Origin of the sequence: Salegentibacter sp. 24, assembly GCF_004362395.1 — a bacterium.
Classification (GTDB): Bacteria; Bacteroidota; Bacteroidia; order Flavobacteriales; family Flavobacteriaceae; genus Salegentibacter.
Window position 1 is genome coordinate 131,928 of record NZ_SNWE01000003.1, and the last position, 22,650, is coordinate 154,577.

Annotated in this window: 19 protein-coding genes; 5 read left to right on the top strand and 14 right to left on the bottom strand. The window is 39.6% G+C overall.

The features are described 5' to 3' along the window. Nucleotides 1-8 precede the first annotated feature (8 nt). From DET49_RS03140 to DET49_RS03165, 6 genes are all read right to left on the bottom strand, one after another. Nucleotides 9-2,336 (bottom strand): glycoside hydrolase family 20 protein, encoded by a 2,328-nt coding sequence (locus DET49_RS03140; protein WP_133546697.1) that lies wholly within the window; start codon nt 2,334-2,336, stop codon nt 9-11. 264 nt (nt 2,337-2,600) lie between these two features. After that, complete coding sequence (locus DET49_RS03145; protein ID WP_133546698.1) at nt 2,601-3,707, bottom strand: family 10 glycosylhydrolase; 1,107 nt, start codon at nt 3,705-3,707, stop codon at nt 2,601-2,603. A gap of 20 nt (nt 3,708-3,727) precedes the next feature. Beyond that, on the bottom strand, nt 3,728-4,801 hold the full coding sequence (locus DET49_RS03150; RefSeq protein WP_133546699.1) for a carbohydrate-binding family 9-like protein: 1,074 nt from the start codon (nt 4,799-4,801) through the stop codon (nt 3,728-3,730). Beyond that, on the bottom strand, nt 4,798-5,763 hold the full coding sequence (locus DET49_RS03155; RefSeq protein WP_133546759.1) for a glycoside hydrolase family 130 protein: 966 nt from the start codon (nt 5,761-5,763) through the stop codon (nt 4,798-4,800). Before DET49_RS03155 ends, DET49_RS03150 begins: the two co-directional genes overlap by 4 nt. Then, entirely contained in the window at nt 5,738-7,639 is a 1,902-nt protein-coding gene (locus DET49_RS03160; protein WP_133546700.1) for a sodium:solute symporter family protein, read from the bottom strand. Before DET49_RS03160 ends, DET49_RS03155 begins: the two co-directional genes overlap by 26 nt. 5 nt (nt 7,640-7,644) lie before the next feature. Continuing rightward, the gene (locus DET49_RS03165; RefSeq protein WP_410527956.1) at nt 7,645-9,915 is read right to left on the bottom strand and encodes a GH92 family glycosyl hydrolase; all 2,271 of its coding nucleotides are present in this window, start codon (nt 9,913-9,915) and stop codon (nt 7,645-7,647) included. A gap of 111 nt (nt 9,916-10,026) precedes the next feature. On the opposite strand from DET49_RS03165, the gene DET49_RS03170 reads away from it, so the two are divergent. Together DET49_RS03170 and DET49_RS03175 are read left to right on the top strand one after the other, a co-directional pair. Beyond that, a complete protein-coding gene (locus tag DET49_RS03170; RefSeq protein WP_133546701.1) occupies nt 10,027-11,115 on the top strand; it encodes a sensor histidine kinase in 1,089 nt (362 codons plus the stop codon). Next, complete coding sequence (locus tag DET49_RS03175; protein ID WP_133546702.1) at nt 11,112-11,801, top strand: LytR/AlgR family response regulator transcription factor; 690 nt, start codon at nt 11,112-11,114, stop codon at nt 11,799-11,801. The genes DET49_RS03170 and DET49_RS03175 overlap by 4 nt, the downstream gene beginning before the upstream one ends. 146 nt (nt 11,802-11,947) lie before the next feature. On the opposite strand, the gene DET49_RS03180 is transcribed toward DET49_RS03175, so the two are convergent. From DET49_RS03180 to DET49_RS03190, 3 genes are all read right to left on the bottom strand, one after another. Then, on the bottom strand, nt 11,948-12,208 hold the full coding sequence (locus DET49_RS03180; RefSeq protein WP_133546703.1) for a Txe/YoeB family addiction module toxin: 261 nt from the start codon (nt 12,206-12,208) through the stop codon (nt 11,948-11,950). Then, entirely contained in the window at nt 12,205-12,456 is a 252-nt protein-coding gene (locus tag DET49_RS03185) for a type II toxin-antitoxin system Phd/YefM family antitoxin (protein ID WP_133546704.1), read from the bottom strand. Before DET49_RS03185 ends, DET49_RS03180 begins: the two co-directional genes overlap by 4 nt. A 77-nt stretch (nt 12,457-12,533) precedes the next feature. Next, nucleotides 12,534-12,713 carry a Txe/YoeB family addiction module toxin gene (locus tag DET49_RS03190; RefSeq protein ID WP_317130297.1) on the bottom strand — a complete coding sequence of 60 codons (180 nt, stop codon included), beginning with the start codon at nt 12,711-12,713 and terminating at the stop codon, nt 12,534-12,536. A gap of 313 nt (nt 12,714-13,026) precedes the next feature. Between DET49_RS03190 and DET49_RS03195 the strand changes: the two genes are divergently transcribed. From DET49_RS03195 to DET49_RS18380, 3 genes are all read left to right on the top strand, one after another. Continuing rightward, nucleotides 13,027-13,362, top strand: coding sequence for a nucleotidyltransferase family protein (locus tag DET49_RS03195; protein WP_133546706.1), 336 nt, complete (start codon nt 13,027-13,029; stop codon nt 13,360-13,362). After that, complete coding sequence (locus DET49_RS03200; RefSeq protein ID WP_133546707.1) at nt 13,331-13,675, top strand: DUF86 domain-containing protein; 345 nt, start codon at nt 13,331-13,333, stop codon at nt 13,673-13,675. The genes DET49_RS03195 and DET49_RS03200 overlap by 32 nt, the downstream gene beginning before the upstream one ends. 122 nt (nt 13,676-13,797) lie before the next feature. Then, the gene (locus DET49_RS18380) at nt 13,798-13,950 is read left to right on the top strand and encodes a hypothetical protein (RefSeq protein WP_166636533.1); all 153 of its coding nucleotides are present in this window, start codon (nt 13,798-13,800) and stop codon (nt 13,948-13,950) included. Nucleotides 13,951-14,297: 347 nt separating this feature from the next. On the opposite strand, the gene DET49_RS03205 is transcribed toward DET49_RS18380, so the two are convergent. The 5 genes from DET49_RS03205 to DET49_RS03225 form a co-directional block, all read right to left on the bottom strand. Next, nucleotides 14,298-15,611 carry a sugar MFS transporter gene (locus DET49_RS03205; RefSeq protein WP_133546708.1) on the bottom strand — a complete coding sequence of 438 codons (1,314 nt, stop codon included), beginning with the start codon at nt 15,609-15,611 and terminating at the stop codon, nt 14,298-14,300. Further along, nucleotides 15,611-17,980, bottom strand: coding sequence for a GH92 family glycosyl hydrolase (locus tag DET49_RS03210; protein WP_243729502.1), 2,370 nt, complete (start codon nt 17,978-17,980; stop codon nt 15,611-15,613). The genes DET49_RS03205 and DET49_RS03210 overlap by 1 nt, the downstream gene beginning before the upstream one ends. A 39-nt stretch (nt 17,981-18,019) precedes the next feature. Beyond that, nucleotides 18,020-20,314, bottom strand: a complete 2,295-nt coding sequence (locus DET49_RS03215; RefSeq protein WP_133546709.1) for a GH92 family glycosyl hydrolase — start codon at nt 20,312-20,314, stop codon at nt 18,020-18,022. A gap of 11 nt (nt 20,315-20,325) precedes the next feature. Next, nucleotides 20,326-21,318 carry a glycoside hydrolase family 43 protein gene (locus tag DET49_RS03220; protein WP_133546710.1) on the bottom strand — a complete coding sequence of 331 codons (993 nt, stop codon included), beginning with the start codon at nt 21,316-21,318 and terminating at the stop codon, nt 20,326-20,328. A gap of 202 nt (nt 21,319-21,520) precedes the next feature. Further along, complete coding sequence (locus DET49_RS03225; RefSeq protein WP_133546711.1) at nt 21,521-22,645, bottom strand: ROK family protein; 1,125 nt, start codon at nt 22,643-22,645, stop codon at nt 21,521-21,523. Between the last annotated feature and the right edge of the window lie 5 nt (nt 22,646-22,650).

Here is a 22,650-nt window from a genome sequence, read left to right on the forward strand (position 1 = left end):
CATATGCTTTATTTTACCAGAATTTCATCTAAAAACAACCAGGATCCCCCTCCTTTTGGATTATTCTCCAATGGCTCGACACTTAGCCGAACAAATTCTATATTATCTTTACTTTCGAATCCAATTTTGAAATTTTTAATTTTGGCAACCGGGTTATTTTTGAATTCACGCTTTAGTTCACCGACTTTTTCAAAGGTTTTTCCATCCTTAGAAACTTCCACTTTAATTTCCTGCGGAAAATAGATCCCTGTTCCCTGTTCTTCTAAACTACCAACGATTACCTGGCTGACCCTGGTGGGTTGCTCCAGGTTGATAGTAAGAATTGCCGGCTGGTTAATCCATCCCTGCCAGCGGCCGTCCTTAAAATATTTACTCCCCCTTAATACATCCACCAGGCCTGTTTCTCCCCCGCCTTTATAATTGTTATGGTATGAATTTTTATATGTGACAGGTTTTGCCACTGCTTTATGGAATTGAAAATCTTTATCCATAACAGGCCCCATCCGCTGCTGGTTTTTATAAACAGCGGCCTTTAGATTTAATGAGGAATCTATTTGAATCGGGCTCTCATAAATCCTGGACTCCGGGCTTAATTCAGCCCCGTCCTGTGCATATCTTATTTCTACCCCGGGAAATTCAGCTTTGAGCCTCAGGCTTATTTCTTTCGTATCCAGATTGATATCAGCCTCCGGCACAACGGCATAGGCACTTTTGGCGTAATTGATACCCATTAGATCAAAACGTTCCATCATTTTCTGAATTCTAACCGAAAAATCCTCCCATCCTAATTTGGCTTCCGGGGTCCAAAGCACTTCCGACAGGGCAGCAAGTCTTGGAAAAAGCATATATTCAGAATGTTCCGGGGTTGAGACATATTCGGACCATAAATTCGCCTGTCCTCCAAGGACATGTTTTCGCTGGCTAAGGCTCATAGAATCCAGGACTGGGCTAAATTCATAGACACGATGAAGCGGAACAAAGGCATTAAAAGCTACCGGCTCATAATCCGGGCTTCCCTGGTAATAATCAAAATACATATGGCTGGTAGGGGTCATAATCACATCATGCCCTTGTTGTGTTGCTTCCCAACCACCCTGAAATCCACGCCAGCTCATCACCGTGGCTTCTTCCGCGAGACCACCTTCCATAATTTCGTCCCACCCGATCAACACCCTTCCATTTTGGTCCAAAAACTTTTCGATGCGCTTTATAAAATAGCTTTGTAGTTCCTCTTCATTGGCAAGTCCCTGCTCCCTTATCCTGGCCTGACAATCTGGGCAGGTTTTCCAATTGGTTTTGGTAGCTTCATCCCCACCTATATGGATATATTTTCCGGGGAATAATTCCATGACCTGGGTAAGTACGGCTTTTAAAAAGGTAAAAGTAGATTCTTTTCCTGCACAGTAAATACTGGTAATGGGCCAAACTCCACCAGAAGGCACCGCGATGGGCTCCCCGGTACAGGAAAGCCAGGGATAGGCTGCAATGGCGCTCATCACATGGGCGGGCATCTCTATTTCAGGGATGATACGAATTCCTTTCTCGCGGGCATAGGCCACAATTTCTTTAATATCCTCCTGGGAATAAAAACCGCCATAGGTTCCTTCTTCTTCGGGACTATTTTCGCCTCTGGCATTCCAGTGCTTATCTTCCTGATTTACCCTAAAACCGCCGACCTGGGTTAATTTTGGATAGTCTTTAATTTCAATTCTCCATCCCTGGTCATCTACCAGGTGAAGATGCAAAGTGTTTAATTTTAAAAAAGCCATCCGGTCGATATGCTTTTTGATATACGCTTTATCAAAGAAATGACGAGCAACATCCAGCATATTTCCGCGGTAGGGATATTGTGGAGCATCTGAAATTTCCACATTTGGAATTAGCCAGTTTATGTTTGAAATTTTTGAAGTATCCTCTATTTCTTTTGGCAGTAATTGCCTGATAGTTTCCAACCCATACACATAGCCCAGCCTGGAATTTGCCTCCAGCACGACCCTGTTGGTAGTTACTGAAAGCTTGTAGGCCTCTTCTGTCAATGCTGTTTTTTTCTTTAGCTGGATAAAATTGTCCCCTGAAGCTTCCCGGGCAAGGGCCATTTTAAAGCCCGCTGATCTTTCCAATAAGTCATTTAAAATTCCAGCAAGGGGTTGCAAACTGTCCCCTGGAATTACTAGCCTGGTGTCTTTATTTATCCTGAAGCTTCCCTTGTTTAATTCCAATGATTGCGGTAAGGGAATTAAAACCAGGTCTTCTTTAGAAAAAGAAGTCTCACTCCTCTTGTCACAACCCATCAACAATACCATAAAAAAACACAGCAGGGATTTTATTAATCTCATTTGACTATTTCTTGTTGACATCATTTTTAAATCCTCATTACTCATATCACCACTGATTTTGGAGTTATTAGGCCTCTTTTCTTATAGATAAAAAAGATGGAATATAATCACTCGCGTTTGCCCGTAAATAACTACATGATTCTACCAGAAACCAAAGTTTTATCCCATGAGGGATTTCCCCATTTCCGGCTTCCAAGTGCAAAGTACACCCGGGGGTGCACATCAAAGATTCCAGGGAATTAATAACTACCAGGCTTATGAACTTTACTTAGCATGCTTTACCGATTCGATAACTTCCAGTTTTTCTGGTGTAAAAGCCCCGCCATCAAAAAAGGCAGCACCCTTTGCTCCATTGTCCCGGGCATAATTGATGGCCTGTTTTAGCTCCTTTGGATTTAATGCGGGCAGGTATATTCCAGTATGTAATTCGGTATTTGTACCTTCTAAATCCTTTACTCCCTGGCCGGTGGCGTAGCCAATCCAATCAACTTCTTCATTATAGAAATTATAATAAATCATCGGCAGGACCATATCGACATCCCATTTATCCCAGCGCTGGCGGACCATATGGTCAGCCATTTCGGGGTAAGGAAAAACCGCAGCAGTTAAGTATTTCCCATTATCGTGGGCAATTTTATAAGCCTCATCAACGATGGCCTTTACTTTATTTAAACGGAATTGTTTCCATTCCATATCGATGGCAGGGTTTTCAAAATCCATTGGATTTTTATGATGTTGTTTTTCAAATTCCGCTACGCAGACCTCGCAATAACAAAAATCATATCGAGGAAGTTCCTCGTTTTGCTCTAAATCATATTTTGGTAGCAAGCCAATGGGAAGAAAAATATCTGAATATCTGATATAATCCAAATGGACACTTTCAACATCCTCCACTTTAGCCAGGCCTTCGACAAGGCTTAAAATGTGATCTTTAGAAGCTTCCCGGGTAGGGCAAAGCCATTTATAATAATCCACATAAGGCGGCTGGTCGTAAGTAGATTTTCCATCCCTGCTCACCGCGTACCATTCCGGGTGTTTTTCTGCTACCTTATCTCCAGGACGATTTACGGTAAACATCCAGGCGTGAACTTCCAAACCTTCATTTTTAGCCAGGGGTGCAAGTTCTGCCAGTAATTCGGCATCAGCTTCGGTATTGATCAGCACAGCATCAATTCCGTGCTGCTTATATTTCTTAAATTCTTCGGTATATTCCTGGTCGGATTTTTCCGGGCTGGCGGTGATCCAGACCCAGTATTTAAAATCGGAATTTTCTGTTTTGTTTTTTTCTTTTACTGCCTTTTCATCCTGTGCAGAAGAATTTAAACACGAGCTAGCAGCAAAAACCACTAATAAATAATACAAATATTTCATCCTGATAATTATTAAAGCTATTAATTACTTTTTTTTATAAATTTTCCATCTTCAGTTATAAATAAAATCTCGCTGGTAAAAGGACTTTTTACCCAAATATTCCAACCGGTCTGATGCAGCTCCAGGCGGGGCTGGATTATTTCGTTTTCAACCTGCAATTGCTCTTCTCCCAGCAGGGAAAGATCACTGGCCCATCTCCCGTGATTTTCTCTATAGGCTTTTTGAGCGCGATACAAACGATATAATTCCCATTTGATTTTTTGGTCCCGGGGAATATCAAAATTCTCCTGGGCTCCCGGTGATTTTTCTGAAAAATAAACATAGCCCCAGTGTTCCGGTTCATGCATATTTATCACCCCCTGGGGTGACCATACCCAGTTATATTCAGCTTTATAATCCCCCTGGGCATCCTTTGCCCTGGAGTAGGTCCCATTATCCAGATCAAAATCCCAATTCACCCTAGAGAAATTAATGCGCCAGAACTCTTCTTTAGGGATTTCACTGTGCGTATTGGCCTCTTTTAAAACCTCCCAGGGAATGGCTATCTCCACACTCCAGTACTGGTCCTTATCCGAGGGATCATTCAAGGTTCCCTGTATATACACTTCGGATTTTAAACCTTGAATATCCCAGCTATCAACAACTGGTGCCGGTTCACGATAGGGTTTGACTATAAATAAATCCCAGATCGTGTTTAAGGCATTCATTTCAAATTCATAGTAATTATGGGTATCTCCGTCAGGATCGATAAAAATTTCAAAATCATTGTTATAGAAGATCACGGTATCACGTTTTTTTAATGTAGCCCAAATATGTGGCTCTTCCATTTTGGCATAAAAATATAAGTAGTTCTCATCCCAAAGCATTTTCATATTGGTCCTGTAACGCGGCGTTTTTTCTCCTTCAATATCTATAAAATTCTGACTCTCAGGCGCCTTTTTCCAGGTGGTTTCCCCAGCTTTTCCATCGATTAATATTTTCTCAGAAGTTTTATAAGCTACATATGTCCTGGGCTCCATTTTAACTTGGGCAGCGGCCGGGAACTGAAAAAAGAAATTGATTAACCCTAAAACTAATAAAAACTTTCTCATCATAAACTATTGTTTTTAACGAAATCTATAATCTCACTGAGTTTTCCAAATGCCAGGGCCGTGACAGTATCCGCGGCGCCGTAATAAAGCGCTAATTTATCGTCTTTTTCCGAATGTAACGCGGCGCATGGAAAAATCACATTTGGAACATCACCTGTCAGTTCATACAATTGCGCGGGAGCCATCAGATATGGCTGGGAACGGAATTTTACGTTCTCGGGTTCATTTTCATCCAATATGGCTGCACCGATGGAATATCTGAACCCATTACAGGTATTGATTACCCCGTGATAAAATAGCAACCAGCCTTCCCTGGTTAAAATCGGGACAGGGCCGGCACCTATTTTGGTACATTGCCAGGCACTTTTTTCAAAGGGACTTACCTTCATCACACAGCGGTGCTCCCCCCAGTATTTCATATCAGGACTATAACTTATATAAATATCACCAAAAGGGGTATGTCCGTTATCACTGGGTCGGCTAAGCATGGCATACTTCCCGTTTATTTTCTTTGGAAATAACACCCCGTTGCGGTTAAAAGGTAAAAACGCATTTTCACACTGGAAAAATTCTTTAAAATCAAAAGTATAACCGATACCAATGGTAGGCCCGTGGTACCCGTTACACCAGGTAATCCAGTATCGGTCTTCAATAAAAACCACCCGGGGATCATACTTGTAATCTGAATCGATCATATCGGTGTTCCCTGCTTTAAAAGCTATAGGCTCATGGTTTATATCCCAATCGATTCCGTTTTTACTAAAGCCGGCAAAAATATTCATTTGTACAGCTTTATTATCGCATCTAAATACTCCTGCATAACCATTCTCAAAGGGTACCACGGCACTATTAAAAATACTGTTTGACAAGGGAATGGCATAACGATCAATAATGGGGTTCTGATCATATCGCCAAAGGACGTCTTTGCAATTATCAGGTTTATTCTGCCAGGGTATATTCTTCATCATCTTTATGTTTTAATTTTTTCACTTTATCTAACCATGTAAATTTTAAAATCAGGGAGGTCAAAAGGAAAATTGCTAATGACATCCAGGTTTTATTATAATCTCTCACCACCAAAAAGATGGGTAGTAAAATCATGCTTGACTGCCATATAATGCCAATCAAACAATTAAACATATCCAGCCAGAATTGATTATTCTTCTCTATTTTTTCATTCACAAACTCCTCTCTGACAGGTTTCCACCATCCCCATGGATGAACATTTTTATAAAATGCCTTCAGGGTGGGCATATTGGTTGGCCTGGTAAAAAAAGTCCCCAGTAAAGATCCTAATAAAGAAAAGACTAAAATAATAGGAAACAGGTATATTGCGGGAATGACCGAAAGCTCATGCAATAAAGTGCCTGCTTCAAGATTTGCTTTATTCTGGTCCAGGACAAATTGGAAAGTCGCAATAATTAATCCGGCCAACATACCCCAAAAATAGCCCCAGCCATTAAATCGCCACCAGACCCACTTAAGAAAATTAGCAGCAACATAGCCTCCATAGAGCGCACTGGTAATCCAGATGGTAATAGCGTTAATGGAATCTGCAAAAAATCCCATGATCACCCCTAGGATCACAACTCCAAATGAGGCCACATAACTCGCCCTGATATAATGTTTGTCCGAGGCTACCGGCTTGAAATATTTCTTATAAATATCATTTACAATATAGGCCGGACCAGCATTGACAAAGGCTGAAAAAGTAGACATAAAAGCAGCTAACAACCCAGCCAACAACAATCCTTTAATACCGACTGGTACATGAAAATTAATCACTTTAGGCAAGATAACTTCCAGGTCATTACCTGAAATTGCACCGCTTTGGGCCATTTGTGGAGCTATGAAAACCAATCCTATAACCACAATACCCGCAATTAACAGGTATCGTGGAATAAAGAGTACCAGGTTGGTAAAACCACTCATGTAGGCGGCTTCTTTGGTAGTTCTGGTAGAGAGAATTCGCTGCATATCGTATCCTGGAGTTGGGCCTGCAACACTTGCAAAAAAGCCTTTAAATAAAGTCATTCCTATAAAGGCACCAAACATTTTATAGCCCTGGGTATCGATCAGACGATTGAATTCCTGGTAGTCGCCCGACCAAAACCCCCTTAGTTCATTATCGAAGATAACATTTTTCCATTGCTCAGGGATTAAGGCATGTATTTCAAGGTCGGTAAAGGCGAAAAAAGTATAACCGGCCACTAAAATTCCGGCTAGTACCATAATCAGGTATTGCAAGACTTCGGTAGTCACTACAGAAAACATCCCCCCTTTAATGGTGTAAATGGTAGTAAAAAATATGATCAGTAATGCATAGGATTGCTCGGAAGTAAATAAGGTATAATCAGCAAGTGCCAAAGTTAAATCCCAGGGTAAAACTACCGTCATAAACTTCCCGGCACCTTCGAAAAAATAAGCGATAAACCCAATGGAAGCCATCACAGCAAATATCGCTACTATTAAATGAGACGCCCTGCCTGCTTTATCATCTCCAAACCGGGTAAGAATCCATTCTGAACCTGTCATTACCTTAGATCTACGTATCCAGACCGCAAGGAACATCATCACGAAGACCTGGTTCCAGATGGGCCACATCCACATGAACATAAAGCTTTTGACACCATAGAGGAATAAGATCCCTACCATCCAGGCAGTCCCCGATACATCAAACATCCCTGAACCATTACTTAAACCCAGGTAATACCATTTTATAGTTTTACCCCCTAAAAAGTAAGAGTCCAACCCCTTACTTGCTTTTTTGGATACCCATACCCCAACCCCGAGAGTCAGGAGGATATAAAGGACGATAATTATAACATCAATTATATGCATTGCTTCTATTTCTGTTTAGCTAATCCCCAGTTTTTATTCGGTTCATTACCCATGACAAACTCGAGTTTGCCTCCAGCCAGGATTTGTTTATGGGAAATAGAAGTTTGGTTAAAATTTTCGCCGTTAAGCTTAGCGGATTGAATATAGAAATTATCAGGAGATACATTTTCTGCTTCAATGATAAATTGTTTACCATTCTCCAGGTTTATAGTTGATTTTTCAAAAATGGGCGATCCAATTTCATAGGTAGCACTTGCAGGATTAAAGGGGTATAATCCCATGGAGCTAAAGACATACCAGGCCGACATTTGTCCCGCGTCTTCATTCCCGCTTAAACCATTTGGTGTGGTATTGTATTGTGTTTTGAGAATTTTATTAACATAATACTGGGTTCGCCAGGGTTGACCTGCCTTATTAAATAAATAGGCGATATGGTGGCTAGGTTCATTCCCATGGGCGTACTGACCTATTAATCCCGAAATATCCGCAGAAGTATGATCCCCGGTAATTTCTGAACTCTCATTAAAAAGCTGCTCTAGTTTTTCTGCAAATGGCTCTTGCCCTCCGTGTAGCGCTATTAACTCCTGGGGCTGATGTAATACGAACCAGCTATGTTGCCAGGCATTGCCTTCGGTGTAGTCGGTATTCACTCTGTGCTGGGAATATTTAGGATCAAACGGGCTATGCCACTTCCCATCCTCTGACTTACCCCGCATAAAACCGGTCTTTGGATCAAAAAGTTCCTTGTATGCCTTTGATCGGTTTAAAAAATATTGGTAATCTTCCTCTTTGCCCAGGGCTTTGGCCATTTGAGCAACACACCAGTCGTCATAAGCATATTCAAGGGTTTTGGTTACCGATTCATTTCCCAGGTTATATGGAATATAACCATATTCTTTATACTCTTTTAGGCTTCGCTGGTCCTGCATCATGGTATGTTTCATCGCCTGGTATGCCTGTTCAGCATCAAAGCCCTCAATTCCTTTAAAATAAGCTTCCACAATTACGGGGATGGAATGATAGCCCGTCATGGTATTGGTTTCGTTGGCATAAAGGGTCCATACCGGAAGTGACTTTTCGCTTTTGTAATAGGCCAGCATAGAATTGATAATATCATCAACTTTATCCGGGTTCGTTAAGGTAAGAAGCGGTTGTTGAGCCCTAAAGGTATCCCACAGGGAAAGCGTAGAATAAGCCGTGTAATTTGCTGCTACAATACTATCATTCCCCTTTCTGAATTCTCCGTTGCTATCACTAAAAGTTACTGGAGCGAGTTTTGTATGGTAAAGGGCAGTATAGAAAATGGTTTTTAAAGAATCCTGGGGAGTTTCCACTTCTATTGTTGATAATTCTTCTTCCCAGTTTTGGATAGCCTTTTCTTTAACCCTATTGAAATTGAAAGCTTCCTTATCCAAATTTTCCCGGGCATTTTCAATACTAACCGAGGAAACTGCAATTTTCATTTGAATTTCAGAACCGGAGTCCTTTTCGAAGTAGAATTGTGCCGATGTTTTTTCACCGGAAACCTCCTGGCCCTGCACGGGTTCATAGTTTTGAAAAAAACGGTGGTCAGCAATCGGTTTTGAAAATGCTGCTACAAAAAAAACCTTTTGATTATTTGCCCAACCGGTACTATGTCTAAAGCCACTAATGCTATTTTCATTTTCGATTTTTATAGCCGTTTGGGTAGGTCTATCCCAGTTAATGGCAAAACCCAGATCCAAAACCACGGATTGCTCGCTGTTTTCTTCAAACTGGTAGTTGTGGTATGCGGTCCTGTCAAGGGTAGTAAGTTCAACTTTCACCTGAGGTTTATCCAGAAAAACACTGTAAAAACCAGGAACTGCGATTTCAGAATCGTGTTGAAATTCCGAAGCATATGGAATATCCTTTTGTGAGTTTATTTTTTTACTAAGATCAATTTCCCCGCTCACGGGCATAAAAAGTAAATCAACAAGATCTCCAATACCGGTTCCGCTTAAATGTAATTGACTAAAGCCGGCAATGGTATCGCTTGAAATATGATAACCCGAACACCAATCCCAGCCACTGCGACCGTTATCTGGACTGGCTTGCAACATCCCAAAAGGTTGACTAGCTCCTGGAAAAGTATGGCCATGCCCCCCGCTGCCTATAAAAGGATCAACAAATTGCGTTAGATTTTCTTTTTGAAGCCTATCTGGTGTTTCCTGTTTTTCTTTACAAGCAATAAAAATTGATAGTAAAAAAAGTACCCTTAAATTTCCTGGAGTACAAAGCAGTTCTTTTAACATCATCTAAACATTTATTTAACTTGTATGCTAAATATTTATATATTCAGCCTTGCAAAAAATAATTTTAGACCAACAACAATTCAGGACGGCTGAACAACTATAAACCAGCAAAAGATGCAAGCCAGAAAACAGTTTTTAGAAAATTTTTCTGTCCAAAACCTAACGGGTTTTAATATAAGTGCCCGGCATCATGTGATTTTTTGGTTAGCCTATTTTCTTTTCAATACACTTCGCTGGGGTAGCTACTATGATGATTTTCTGTTATCGCTTAAAGGTAATGTAATCGGCTTTCCCATTCACATGCTTTTATGCTATTTCACGATCTATTTTTTAATACCAAAATTTATTTTTAAAAGACATTTTGTACAGTTTTCCATCATTTTGATAACCAGCATTTTTATGATGGTTATGATGAAATTTTATCTGACATTATTCCTTATTAGCAATAACGTATGGCCGGAAGGCCCTGAAGCTACCTCCGAATTCACCTTCAACTATGCTCTAAATATGATGTTAGGGGAATTCTATGTTATTTCCTTTGTAACGGCTATAAAAATCACTTTGGACTGGCTCAGTGCAAGCAAACGGGCGGCTCAGCTCGAAAAGGAACAATTACAAACCGAATTACGATTTTTACGTTCTCAAATTTCACCTCACTTCTTTTTTAATACCCTAAATAATATATACGCTCTAAGCCTCGAGCAATCTAAAAAAACCTCGGAAACGGTTTTAAAATTATCTGAATTGATGCGTTATCTTCTATATGAAACCAAAAAAAATAAGCAACCCCTGGAAATGGAAATTCTTTGCATTCAGAATTACCTGGACCTGGAGCGCATCAGGTATGGTAAACAGCTAAAATTAGATATGGAGGTCGAAGGAAATACCCGGGATAAAACAATTCCACCAATGCTACTGATACCTTTTATTGAGAATGCCTTTAAACACGGGGCTAGCAAGAATATAGGAGAGGTGTCGATTTTTATTAGATTGCACGTATTGGAAGACGAAATTTACTTCACAATAAGCAATACGTTACCCAATGAAAGTTTACATGGGAAAGCTGAAAAAGAAAGCGGTGGTATAGGTATAGAAAACGTCAGAAAACGCCTTGAGCTGGGCTATGCAGAAAATGATTATAAGCTTGACATATACCAGGAAAACGGACATTTTATAGTAAAATTAAAATTGAAATCTAAATGAATTTACAATGCGTGATAATTGACGATGAACCCCTAGCAGTAAATGTTATAAAGAACCATATTTCAAAAATCAAGGATTTAACCATTGCTGGTAGTTTTAATAATGCCGTGGAAGCTCTTGAATTTATAAGAACCAATCCTATCGACCTACTATTCCTCGACATTAATATGCCTGTTTTAAACGGTATTGATTTTTTAAGTGCGCTGGAAGAAAAAACTGCTGTAATAATAACTACCGCCCACGTTGAATACGCTGTGAAAGGTTATGAACTGGATATTTCTGATTATTTATTAAAACCTATCTCTTTTCCACGTTTTCTTAAAGCGATAGAAAAGATCAAACGCCAGAGAAATGAGGTCACCAATAAAGAACATCTTTTCGTGAAAATAGAACAGAAGAAAATTAAGAAAATATATTTTAATGAAATTCTGCTGGTGGAAAGCTTAAAGGACTATATAAAAATTATAACTCGATCCGGAAAATACATCGTACACCAAACTTTAACCAATTTCACTAACAGTTTGCCCGCAAATAAATTCTTAAGGATTCACCGATCATACACTATTTCTGTGGATAAGGTTGACGCCATCATAGGCAATAGCGTTGAAATAAATGGCTCTCTTTACGTAATTGGGCGTAGTTATTTAAATGAAGTAAAAGCCAGAATACTGGATCTGGAGAAATAATTTTCCAAAAATCAATTTAAGTAAATTCCCGGCCCTCACTACTTATCATTTTTCATTAAGCGATAAATTAAAAACAGCCATAAATTTATCGGATTATATAATGAAATAGGAGATTTTTTAATCGTAAAAATTGGGTTTTAACTGTATTAATTTTTATAATCGTAAAGACAGGCTGCTATTAAGATTTCATCTTCTTTATATTTATAAACCAATCGATGTTCCGATGTAATTCTCCTAGACCAATAGCCCTGTAAATCACCTTTCAAGGCCTCGGGTTTTCCTATACCATCAAAGGGCGTCCGCATAACATTTTTAATCAGTTCATTAATGCGTTTCACAATCTTTTTGTCGACTTTTTGCCAATACAAATAATCATTCCAAGAAGAAGTGGACCAGGTTAATTTCATTTATTTAATAAATCATTTTCAATACCTTTACCCGCTTCAAGTTCTCTGATTGAGTTTAATAAAACATCCCTGTTTTCACCGGTTAACAGGTAACTGGTTTCCTTTAATGAATTGTATTCGTCCAATGATATCAGTACAAGGTCCTTACCGTTTTTACGCTTGATAACAATATGGCTAACATCATTGATCACTTTATCGAACCAATGCTTTAAATTTGAGCGAAAGTCTGTATAATTTACTATTTCCATAGTGCAAAGATGCTTAAAAGTACTTAATAAAGTACTTTCTTGAAATTATATTATAGAGAAACTTGGTATACTGCGGTTTAACTTTTCAATTTTAAATTGGACCTGCAAGAATGGACATTGCTTGCGAATATAAGGCATGAATAAACCAATCGATGTTCCAATGTAATTCCCCTAGACCAATAGCCCTGTAAATCATCTTTTAAGGCCTCGGGTTTTTCTATACCATCAAAGGGCGTCCGCATAACCTTTTTAATCAGTTACAAAGAATTAAGCCTAAGTGTAGTGTTTAAACAAAAATTGTGGTTAATCTATATAATTAGAAATTCTAATTTTTTATTGCTTTAAACTTAGCACCAAACATATTTATTTTTGCATTGCATCTTTACTCTAACAAAGCTTCATTAAAAATCAACTCCCTAAAAGTTGAATCAATATGGAATAATGGAAATTAAAATATTATTTACCAGAGACAAGATTATTGTTTTTCATAGGACCCGTCTTGGGCAACAAGTCGGTTTCAACTGCATAAGGAGAAATCCGGGTCAATAAGAAATTGATTATATTAGCTTTATGAAAATAAAGGATAGTATAAAAGCTAAATTGTATGACTTTACCACACTATGTAAATTATATAATGTGAAGCATCTTTATGCCTTCGGATCTGCCACCACAGAAAGATTTGACGAAACTTCAAGTGATATAGATCTATTGATCGAAATAGAAGAAAATGATCCATTAGAAAGAGGAGAAAAACTTTTAGCTATTTGGGATAAATTAGAAGAATTCTTCCAAAGAAAAGTTGATTTAATGACTGAGTCTTCTCTTAAAAATCCTGTTCTCAGAAAAAATATTGAGGCTACTAAAATTCTTATCTATGACGGAAAAAGGCAAGAAGTATCTCTCTGACATACTAATGGCTATTGATTTGATAGAAAATTTTATAGTTGACACACCAGATTTCATCTCCTACCAAGAGGACTTAAAAACACAAAGCGCCATAGAGAGGCAATTAGCAATAATTGGTGAAGCTCTAAATAAATTAAAACAATCGGAATCCGATCTGTCTATCCTTCACGATAAACAAATAATTGGGTTTAGAAACCGACTTGTTCACGCGTATGACAGTATTGATAATACTATTGTGTGGGTAATTGTAAAAAGACATTTACAGGAACTCAAACTTGAAATAAAGAAATTAGCATTGGCCAATAACTTATAAAAAAAGATTTTTAATCCTTGGTTCTATGTAAAGTTTGGAATTCAGGTTTTTTTTGAAGGAGATTCTATGAATGTACTATATGGCAATAATTTTAAAATAGAACCTTACAAAGGTGATTTTTAGTGGCAGAAAATAATGGCGGTAGGGAAAATGGCAATAATAGAAATGATACAAATTCTCAGTGGAACCCGAAGATCGTTGGGAACCTTTATAGAACGATTGTAGATGCTTTGGAAGCTGCGGCCGATCTTGCTGCAAAGCGGGGTAAGCTTTAGATGGAGACTTAAAAATAACCAGAAAGATACTCTCTCATCACCCTGATAATATAATACCTGGATTTCAGGCAGAGGCGTGGAAGTCCGATGCCCATTTGTTACTTGCAAATAGGCAATGGTTCTTCAGGAGGTTATAGGCTTCATTGTTTTAATATCAGACTTCTTCATTTTTTAATCGGGATCATTAAAAAATGGCCAACTTTCCATAGATAGAAAACCAGGAAATGAATTTTCAAAAAACCCTCCAACACTTTTAAAATTTGGAATATACACTGAGGATTAATCCTAGTCAATATTTAGCAGCGTTTTTGAAAATAGGTGGTACTGTTATAATTATTTCTATTTATTTATTCCACCACTATCTTTCTTCTTTTATTGGAATAGGCATAATAAAATATATAGACATAACATAGCATTACTAAAATAAAGGCCACTTGAAAATTATAGGAGTCTGTTAAAAAACCATAGGCCGGTGGTATAATAGCACCCCCAACGATCATGGTACATAATACTCCTGATCCCTGGGCTTTATCATCTCCTAACCCGTCTAAGGCAAGGCTGAAAATTGTGGGAAACATTATAGAATTAAACAATCCAACCGCAATTATGGTCCACATCGCTGTAAGGCCAACAGAAAAAGCGGAAATAACAATCATTCCAATGGCACCCAATGCAAAGAAGCTTAGCACTTTGGCAGGATTAAAAATTGTGGTCAAATACGATCCTATAAACCTACCGATCATAGCGCCTGTCCAGTAAAAAGTGACAAAAACACCAACCAGGGCCATATCACTGGAAGCCGAGATCCCGGTGCTCAAAATTAAGTCGGCGATGCTTCGCATAAAAGAAGTTTGTCGTACGGTTTCAGCAAGGTCAAGGCTTAAAAAATAGTTCACCATATAGCTTCCAAGGGCTACCTCGGCCCCTACGTAACAAAACAAACCGATAGCTCCCAGGATTAAGTTGCGATTCTTTAAAACTCCACGATAATCATTGGAAGCTTCTTTATCCCCCACCTTAGGAAGATTTACAAAGAAGAAAACTACGGCAATCACCGCTATAAAACCGGCAATCCCCAGAAATGGGGTTTGTACTGCTGAAGCTTCCGCTATATAATAGCTTTTTTGAGCCGCCTCATCAAGGGCCGCGATCTCAGCTGTAGATTTCACTTTATCCTGAAGGATAAATAATGCTCCAAGGGCAGGAGCAATGGCCGTCCCCAGGGAATTAAAAGCCTGTGATAAGTTCAGCCTACTGGAGGCGGTTCTTTCAGAACCTAAAATGGTCACATACGGATTTGCCGCTACCTGCAGGATCGTTATACCAGCGGCCAGGGTAAAGTACCCAAACATAAAAATCCCAAAAATACGATAGGAGGCAGCTGGATAAAACAACAAGCAGCCAAGGGCCATGGTTGCCAGGCCTAGAATTATTCCTTTTTTATAACCTATTTTGGATAAAATAAACCCGGCGGGAATGGATAGTAGAAAATAAGCACCAAAAAATGCGAACTCAACCATTCCGGCCTGAAAATAAGAGAGGGTAAAAACCTCTCGTAATCGAGGTATAAGTGAATCTACCAGTACGGTGATAAAACCCCATAGAAAAAAGAGGATTGTTACAAATATAAAGGCGGTGCGATAAGATTTCTTTTGATTCATCAGTTAGACTTTTTACTATATATATCTTTATTGGGTTCACTGCTCATATAGAACTTCAGTTGTCCTCCACTCATAATATCATTATGTGTGATAAAAGGCGATTCCAACACCTTTCCATTGAGTTCAACCTTAGTAACAAAAACATTCTCGGCAGACTGGTTTTCTGCAATTATTGTAAATTTTTCTCCATTATCCAGTTTTATCTCCGCCCTTTTTACAGCAGGACTACCTAATGCGTAGGCTGTAGAACCAGGTGCTACCGGGTAAAAGCCAAAACTGCTGAAAATATACCAGGCACTCATTTGACCAAAATCATCATTCCCCCCTAGACCATCGGCACCTGTTTGGTATTGGTCCTTTAGAACCATCCTTATCTTATCCTGGGATTTCCAGGGAGCATCCGTCCAGTTGTATAAATAAGCCACATGGTGTGAGGGTTCATTCCCGTGAACATAATTTCCAATGATTCCTTCCCGGGAAATATCCTCGGTATCTGCGAAATACCTATCGGGTAGCTCCATAGTGAACAAAGAATCAAGGTGCTGGGTAAACTGCGCTTTTCCCCCCATCATTTCAATCATTTCTGCCGGTTGGTGGGGAACATATAAACTGTAATTCCAAGCATTCCCTTCAATAAAACCCTGTCCATGGGTGTTTAGGGGATCAAACTCCTTTTTAAAACTACCATCATCCAACCTGGGTCGCATAAAACCGGATTCAGAATCATAGACATTCTTATAGTTTTCCGATCTTTGGATGAATTCATCATAAATTTTATCTTTTCCCAATTTTTTAGCAGCCTGTGCTATAGCCCAGTCATCATAAGCGTACTCCAGGGTTTTAGAAACGGAAGCCCCGTTTTTATCCTCAGGAACATATCCCTTGGCCATATAGTATTCCAGCCCATCATAATAGCCGGTTTTTGCAGTTTGTACCATGGCTTCCATGGCATGCTCCTGATCAAAACCCGCTACCCCCTTCACCATGGCGTCGGAGATTACCGAGGCGCTGTGGTAACCGATCATACACCAGTTTTCGTTGGCATAATGGGACCATACCGGCAGCATTTTATGAACGCTCTGATCGTAATGTGCTAACATGGAACTTACCATATCACTATTGCGCTGTGGTTGTAAAATATTAAAAAGAGGATGCAAAGCGCGATAGGTATCCCAAAGCGAAAAACTTGTGTAGTTGGTAAAATCCTCCGCCTGGTGGATATTCATATCCAGTCCCCGGTATTTGCCATCAACATCCATATATTCGGTAGGGCCTAAGAAAGCATGGTACATAGCGGTATAAAAATTCGTTTTTTCCGCATCATTTTCCACTTCAACCAGAACTTTATTGAGCTCCCTGTTCCACTCTTTATAAGCGTCTTCTCTTACTTTTTCAAAATTCCAATGTGGAATTTCCTCCTTCATATTTTTAAGTGCTCCTTCAGAGCTAACCGGAGAAATTGCCAGTTTAATCTGAAGTTCTTCGCCAGGCTCCATATCAAAATCAAAATACATCCTGATCTTTTCGCCCGCTACCTCAGGGAAATTCTCGTCCTGATCAAATTTTCTCCAAAACCCATTATAGGGTTGGTTATCGTAACGTGCACGCCCATAATTTTTAATGGGCTTATCAAAGCTCATGGCAAAGAAAACTTTTCGGGTTCTTGCCCAACCGTTTGTTTGTCTAAAGCCGGTAATTAGGGTATCATTTTCAACCCTTAGAAAAGTCCAAACATTTTTATCATCGTAATTATAAATACCTGACATCAAATCCAGAATAACATGCGTGGTTGCCTTTTCGGGAAAAGTATATCGGTGCATTCCCACCCGGGTAGTCGCTGTCATTTCAGCCTCAATACCATAATCTTCCAATAATACCTTGTAGTACCCCGGTTCGGCTTGTTCGTTTTGATGGGAAAAACGGGAACGATAGCCACTATCAGGATTATCCTCGGTGCCAGGATTTAATTTCAGATCACCAGTGGTTGGCATAACTAAAAAGTCGCCCAGGTCAGAATGCCCGGTGCCACTGAAATGGGTATGACTAAAGCCTACAATCGTATTATCATCATGTTGGTAGCCGGCACAATATTTATAAACATCAGGATTGTATTTTCCATCAACCGCGTAAGGGATGGTATCGGTATCAGGACTTAACTGCACACTGCCAAAGGGCACTGTAGCCCCTGGGTAAGTATGTCCCATTTTCGCAGTTCCTATCATCGGGTCTACAAATTTGGCCAGGTCCTTATGGCCTTCTACGGAATCATTTGCCTGGACTTCTTTTTCTTGCTGCTTATCACAGGAAAAAAATAGCAGGAGCATTAAAAACGCTCCTGCAGGAATTCTAAAATTATATTTGATTTTCATCTATTCTATGTTAAGGGACGCGCTTGAATGCTTTGTATATCATATTTCATTAGAAAGCGAATACGGAAAATCAGATTTCTTGGTTCCCCGGTTTTTATTGGGCTCATCTCCCATTTCAAATTCGATAACCGCGCCTTTCATCAGTTCTTTATGGCTCAAATAATTCTTGGTGTAAGTTTCCCCATTAATTTCCATGCTTTGAATATACTTATTAGCATCACTATTTTCGGGAGCTTTAATAATTACCTCATTTCCGTTTTGAAGTTTCATGGTTACTTTCTTGAAAAGCGGCGTTCCAATTACATACTGGTCAGTAGCTGGAGCTACGGGGTAAAAGCCCAAGGCTGAAAATACGTACCATGCGGAAGTCTGTCCGTTATCTTCATCCCCACAATATCCATCCGGGGTAGGTTGGTACATCCTGTCCATGGTCTCTCTGACCCAGTATTGGGTTTTCCAGGGCTGGCCTGCGTAGTTATACAAGTAGATCATATGTTGAATAGGCTGATTTCCGTGGGCATACTGACCCATATCTGCAATTTGCATCTCCCGGATCTCGTGAATTACACCGCCATAATAACTTTCATCAAAAACCGGGGGCAACTCAAAAACCTTATCCAACTGGGCTACAAATTCCTCTTTGCCTCCCATAAGGTCAATTAACCCCTGGGGATCGTGAAATACGGACCAGGAATAGTGCCAGCTGTTTCCTTCCGTAAAGGCATCTCCCCATTTAAATGGATTGAAATCCTCCACAAATTCACCATTTTTATTCTTCCCGCGCATCAGTTTGGTTTCAGGATCGTATAAATTCTTGTAATTAAGACTGCGCTTTTTATATAATTCGATCTCCTCCCTAGGACGATTTAATTTTTTTGCCAGTTGATATATGGCAAAATCATCATAGGCATACTCAAGGGTTCTGGCAGCATTCTCATTAATACCGACATCATATGGTACGTAACCAAGATCCTTATAGTACTCAGCACCGGCACGTCCTACAGCAGTCATAGGACCTGCGTTATTAGCACCTTTGAGAAGTGCCTCGTATAATAAATCTATATCATAATCAAATTTCCCGTCTGTTTTCAAGTAAGCGTCTGCAACCACAGAAGCAGAATTATTGCCAACCATAATATTTCTAAGGCCCGGGCTTGCCCATTCCGGTAGCCAGCCACTCTCTTTATAAGCATTGGCTAATCCTGCCTGCATCTTGGCATTGAGTTCAGGATACATTAAATTCAAAAATGGGAATAAAGATCGGAAAGTATCCCAGAAGCCCGTGTCAGTAAACATGTAGCCCGGAAGAACTTCCCCGTTATAGGGGCTATAATGAACAACTTCCCCTTGTGCATTGTATTCATAGAATTTTCTTGGAAACAGCAAAGACCTGTATAAGGTGGAATAAAAAGTCGCCACTTCATCGGGTGTACCACCCTCTACTTTAATTCTGGAAAGTTCGGTATTCCATTCTTCTCTACCTTTTTCGCGTACGGTTTCAAAATCGTCATTTCCAATTTCTTTCAGGTTTAATTCTGCCTGTTCAAAGCTTATGAAAGAGGAAGCTACCCTGGCGTTAACCTCTTCTCCCTTTTCTGTCTTAAAGCTTATCACTGCACCTACGTGCTCATCTTCCATTTCTAAATTATCAGACAGTTCTTTTCCGCTAAAGGTGCTGGAGGCAGTAAAATCTTTATCGAATTCCAGAATAAAATAATTTTTAAAATTATCAGGAACCCCACCACTGTTTTTGGTAGTATACCCAATAACTTTATTTTCCTCCGGAATTATTTTAATATAAGAACCATTATCCAGTGCATCTATCACCACATGGGAACTATCAGATTCCGGGAAGGTAAAACGAAAACGAGCAGCCCTTGAAGTAGGAGTTATTTCCGTAGTCACATCGTGATCCGCAAGATAAACGCTGTAATAATGTGGCATTACTTTCTCAGATTTATGCGAGAACCAACTGGCACGCTCATCCTGATCAAAACGGATTTTTCCGGTTACTGGCATAATAGCAAATTGCCCATAATCGTTCATCCAGGGCGAAGGTTGGTGAGTTTGTTTAAAGCCACGCAGTTTATCAGCAGTATACTGGTATGCCCAGCCATGCCCCATAACCCCAGTTTGAGGGGTCCAGAAATTCATTCCCCAGGGTCTGGCAATTGCAGGGTAAACATTCCCATTGGAAAGACTTGGTTTTGAATCTGTTCCCATAAGGGGATTAACCCATTCAACAGGATCTTCCACCTGGTCCACCAGGTAATCCTGTGCCTGTATATAGGTGGCAAAAAAACAAAATGCCAGGATAAAAAATTTAGTTCTCATAATTGCGATGTTTATTTATTAATTGGATTTGCTTCCACTCCTTGGTGAGTGATAACTACTGGTTTGATATGACCGTTCTCATCAAAATACATTCTATCGATGCTAGTCACTCTTGAATTTCTATCTGTTTCCCCTTTTGGTCGTCGGTGATATACGATGTAATAGGCATCCTCACCTGGTGCTTTAATCACCGAATGGTGTCCTGCCCCGGTGGCAATTTCAGGATCTTGTTGCAATATCTTGCCAATTCTTTTAAAAGGCCCGGTAGGAGAATCGGCAATAGCATAAGCTACACTATAATCAGGTCCGGTCCAACCGCCTTCTGACCACATAAAATAGTACTTACCATTTCGCTTAAACATAAAAGGACCTTCCACATAGCCTTCAGGAGTGACTTCTTTAAAAACTTCTCCATTCTCAAAGGGTACAAATCCGGTGAAATCATCATTGAGCTTTGCTACATTACAATGCTGCCAACCACCATAGAACATATAATATTGTCCCTTATCTTCATAGACAAACTGGTCAATTGGCTGGGCACCATTGTGAAATTTACCGATAAGTGGTTTTCCCAGGTGATCCTTATAAGGCCCTTGGGGACTAGAAGCTTTGGCCACCCCTATACCCCCTAATTCTTCATCACTTTGAATGTCGTTGGCACCGAAAAACAAGAAATAATCATCGCCTTTTTTTATAACTGCCGGGGCCCACATAGCGCGCTTCGCCCATTTTACTTCAGCGGTATCGATTATTCTTTTATGTTTTTCCCAATGCACCAGGTCCTTGGATGAAAAAGCATCCAGGAATACCTGCTCATCATATGGAGCCGAATAGGTAGGAAAGATCCAGTATTGGTCGTCAAAAACAATTCCTTCCGGATCGGCATACCAACCCGGGAATACCGGGTTATTATTTTTGGTTGTCTCCTGTGCTTTTAGCTCCCCAAGCATGATGAAAAAAGAGGTCACCCCTACAATCATCAATTTTTTAGATATACTTTTCATAATTTAATTATATGTTTAATAATTACTTTAATTCTTAATTTGGTTTTGGTTTTGGTTTATAAGGCCATAGCTCAAATCCTAACAAAGCTTTTTATTGATACTCATAATCCACACCTTAACACCCAACCATTAGCTCTTAAGAGCAAAACACCAATATCACGCTAATAAATTTGCCTTTAGGCTTATTACAGCCTTAAGTTATTTATACTTTTTCCTTTGTCTTTACTTCTCTTCCTGTCCTGTTTAACGCAACAGCATAGGCCCCGAGCATAGTAGCCTTGTTTGTTCCCAAACGTGAAATCCCTACTGGGATCCTTTTATTTTGAATGAATTCTATCTTTCTGTTTGAAAATGGCACCTTAAGTTTTTCTGTGGCGGTATTGTAGAAAGCTCGCTTGGATTTTTCCTCCTCAAAGGAAAAAGCCTCTGGAACTATTCTGCTGAATTCTTCATTTTTACGATTTTTGATTTTACCGCCCAAATGTTTTAAAATCTGTGGGAGTAATAGTTTTGAAGATCCTGCAATTCCTCCTCCTATTACCACGGCTCCATCGACAATGGTAATAACATTAGCCAAAGCCTCCGCCGCAACTTCTGCCACCTGATCATAAGCTTTTACGGCTGCTTTCCGGTCGCCTTCTTTCTCCCCTATTGCAATTTGAAAAATATCTTTAGGATTCAAATCAATTTCCTTACCAGAAAATTTTTGATAATAAAACTGAATTCCCCTGACACTTACGCTTTCTTCAGCTATTATACCAGGCTCAAGTATATTGCGCATTAACCAAATTTCTCCTCCCGCGGAATTATCTCCCCCGCAAATCTGTTTATTTATAACCACACCACCTCCAAAGCCGGTACCTAAAGTGATTCCTATAAGGTTTTTAAATTCTCTTTTAATTTCTAAATCTTTAAATCCCTTATTGACTTCTGGAAGAAAACCTCCAATAGCTTCTCCGTAGGCAAAAAGGTCCCCGTCATTATTGATATAGGTCGGTAATTTAAAATAATCCTCCAGCATCGGACCCAATGCCACCCCTCCCTGGAAAGAGGGAAAGTTCGGTGGATTGATTATAATTCCATTCTGATATTCAGCCGGACCTGGAAAGGCAAAACTAATGGCCACAGCCTTAGCCGGTAGTAGGATTTCTATTATTTTTTTAAAACCCTCGATAATTGATTGTAAACACTTTTCTAAATCCTTAGAATGAGAGGGTAAAGTGATAAAGGGAGTAATAGGTTCCCCCCCTTTTATAGCTGAAAAAACCAAATTTGTTCCTCCTGCATCGAGTGTTAAAACAATTCTTTCGTCTTGAAATATTTTCATCTGTA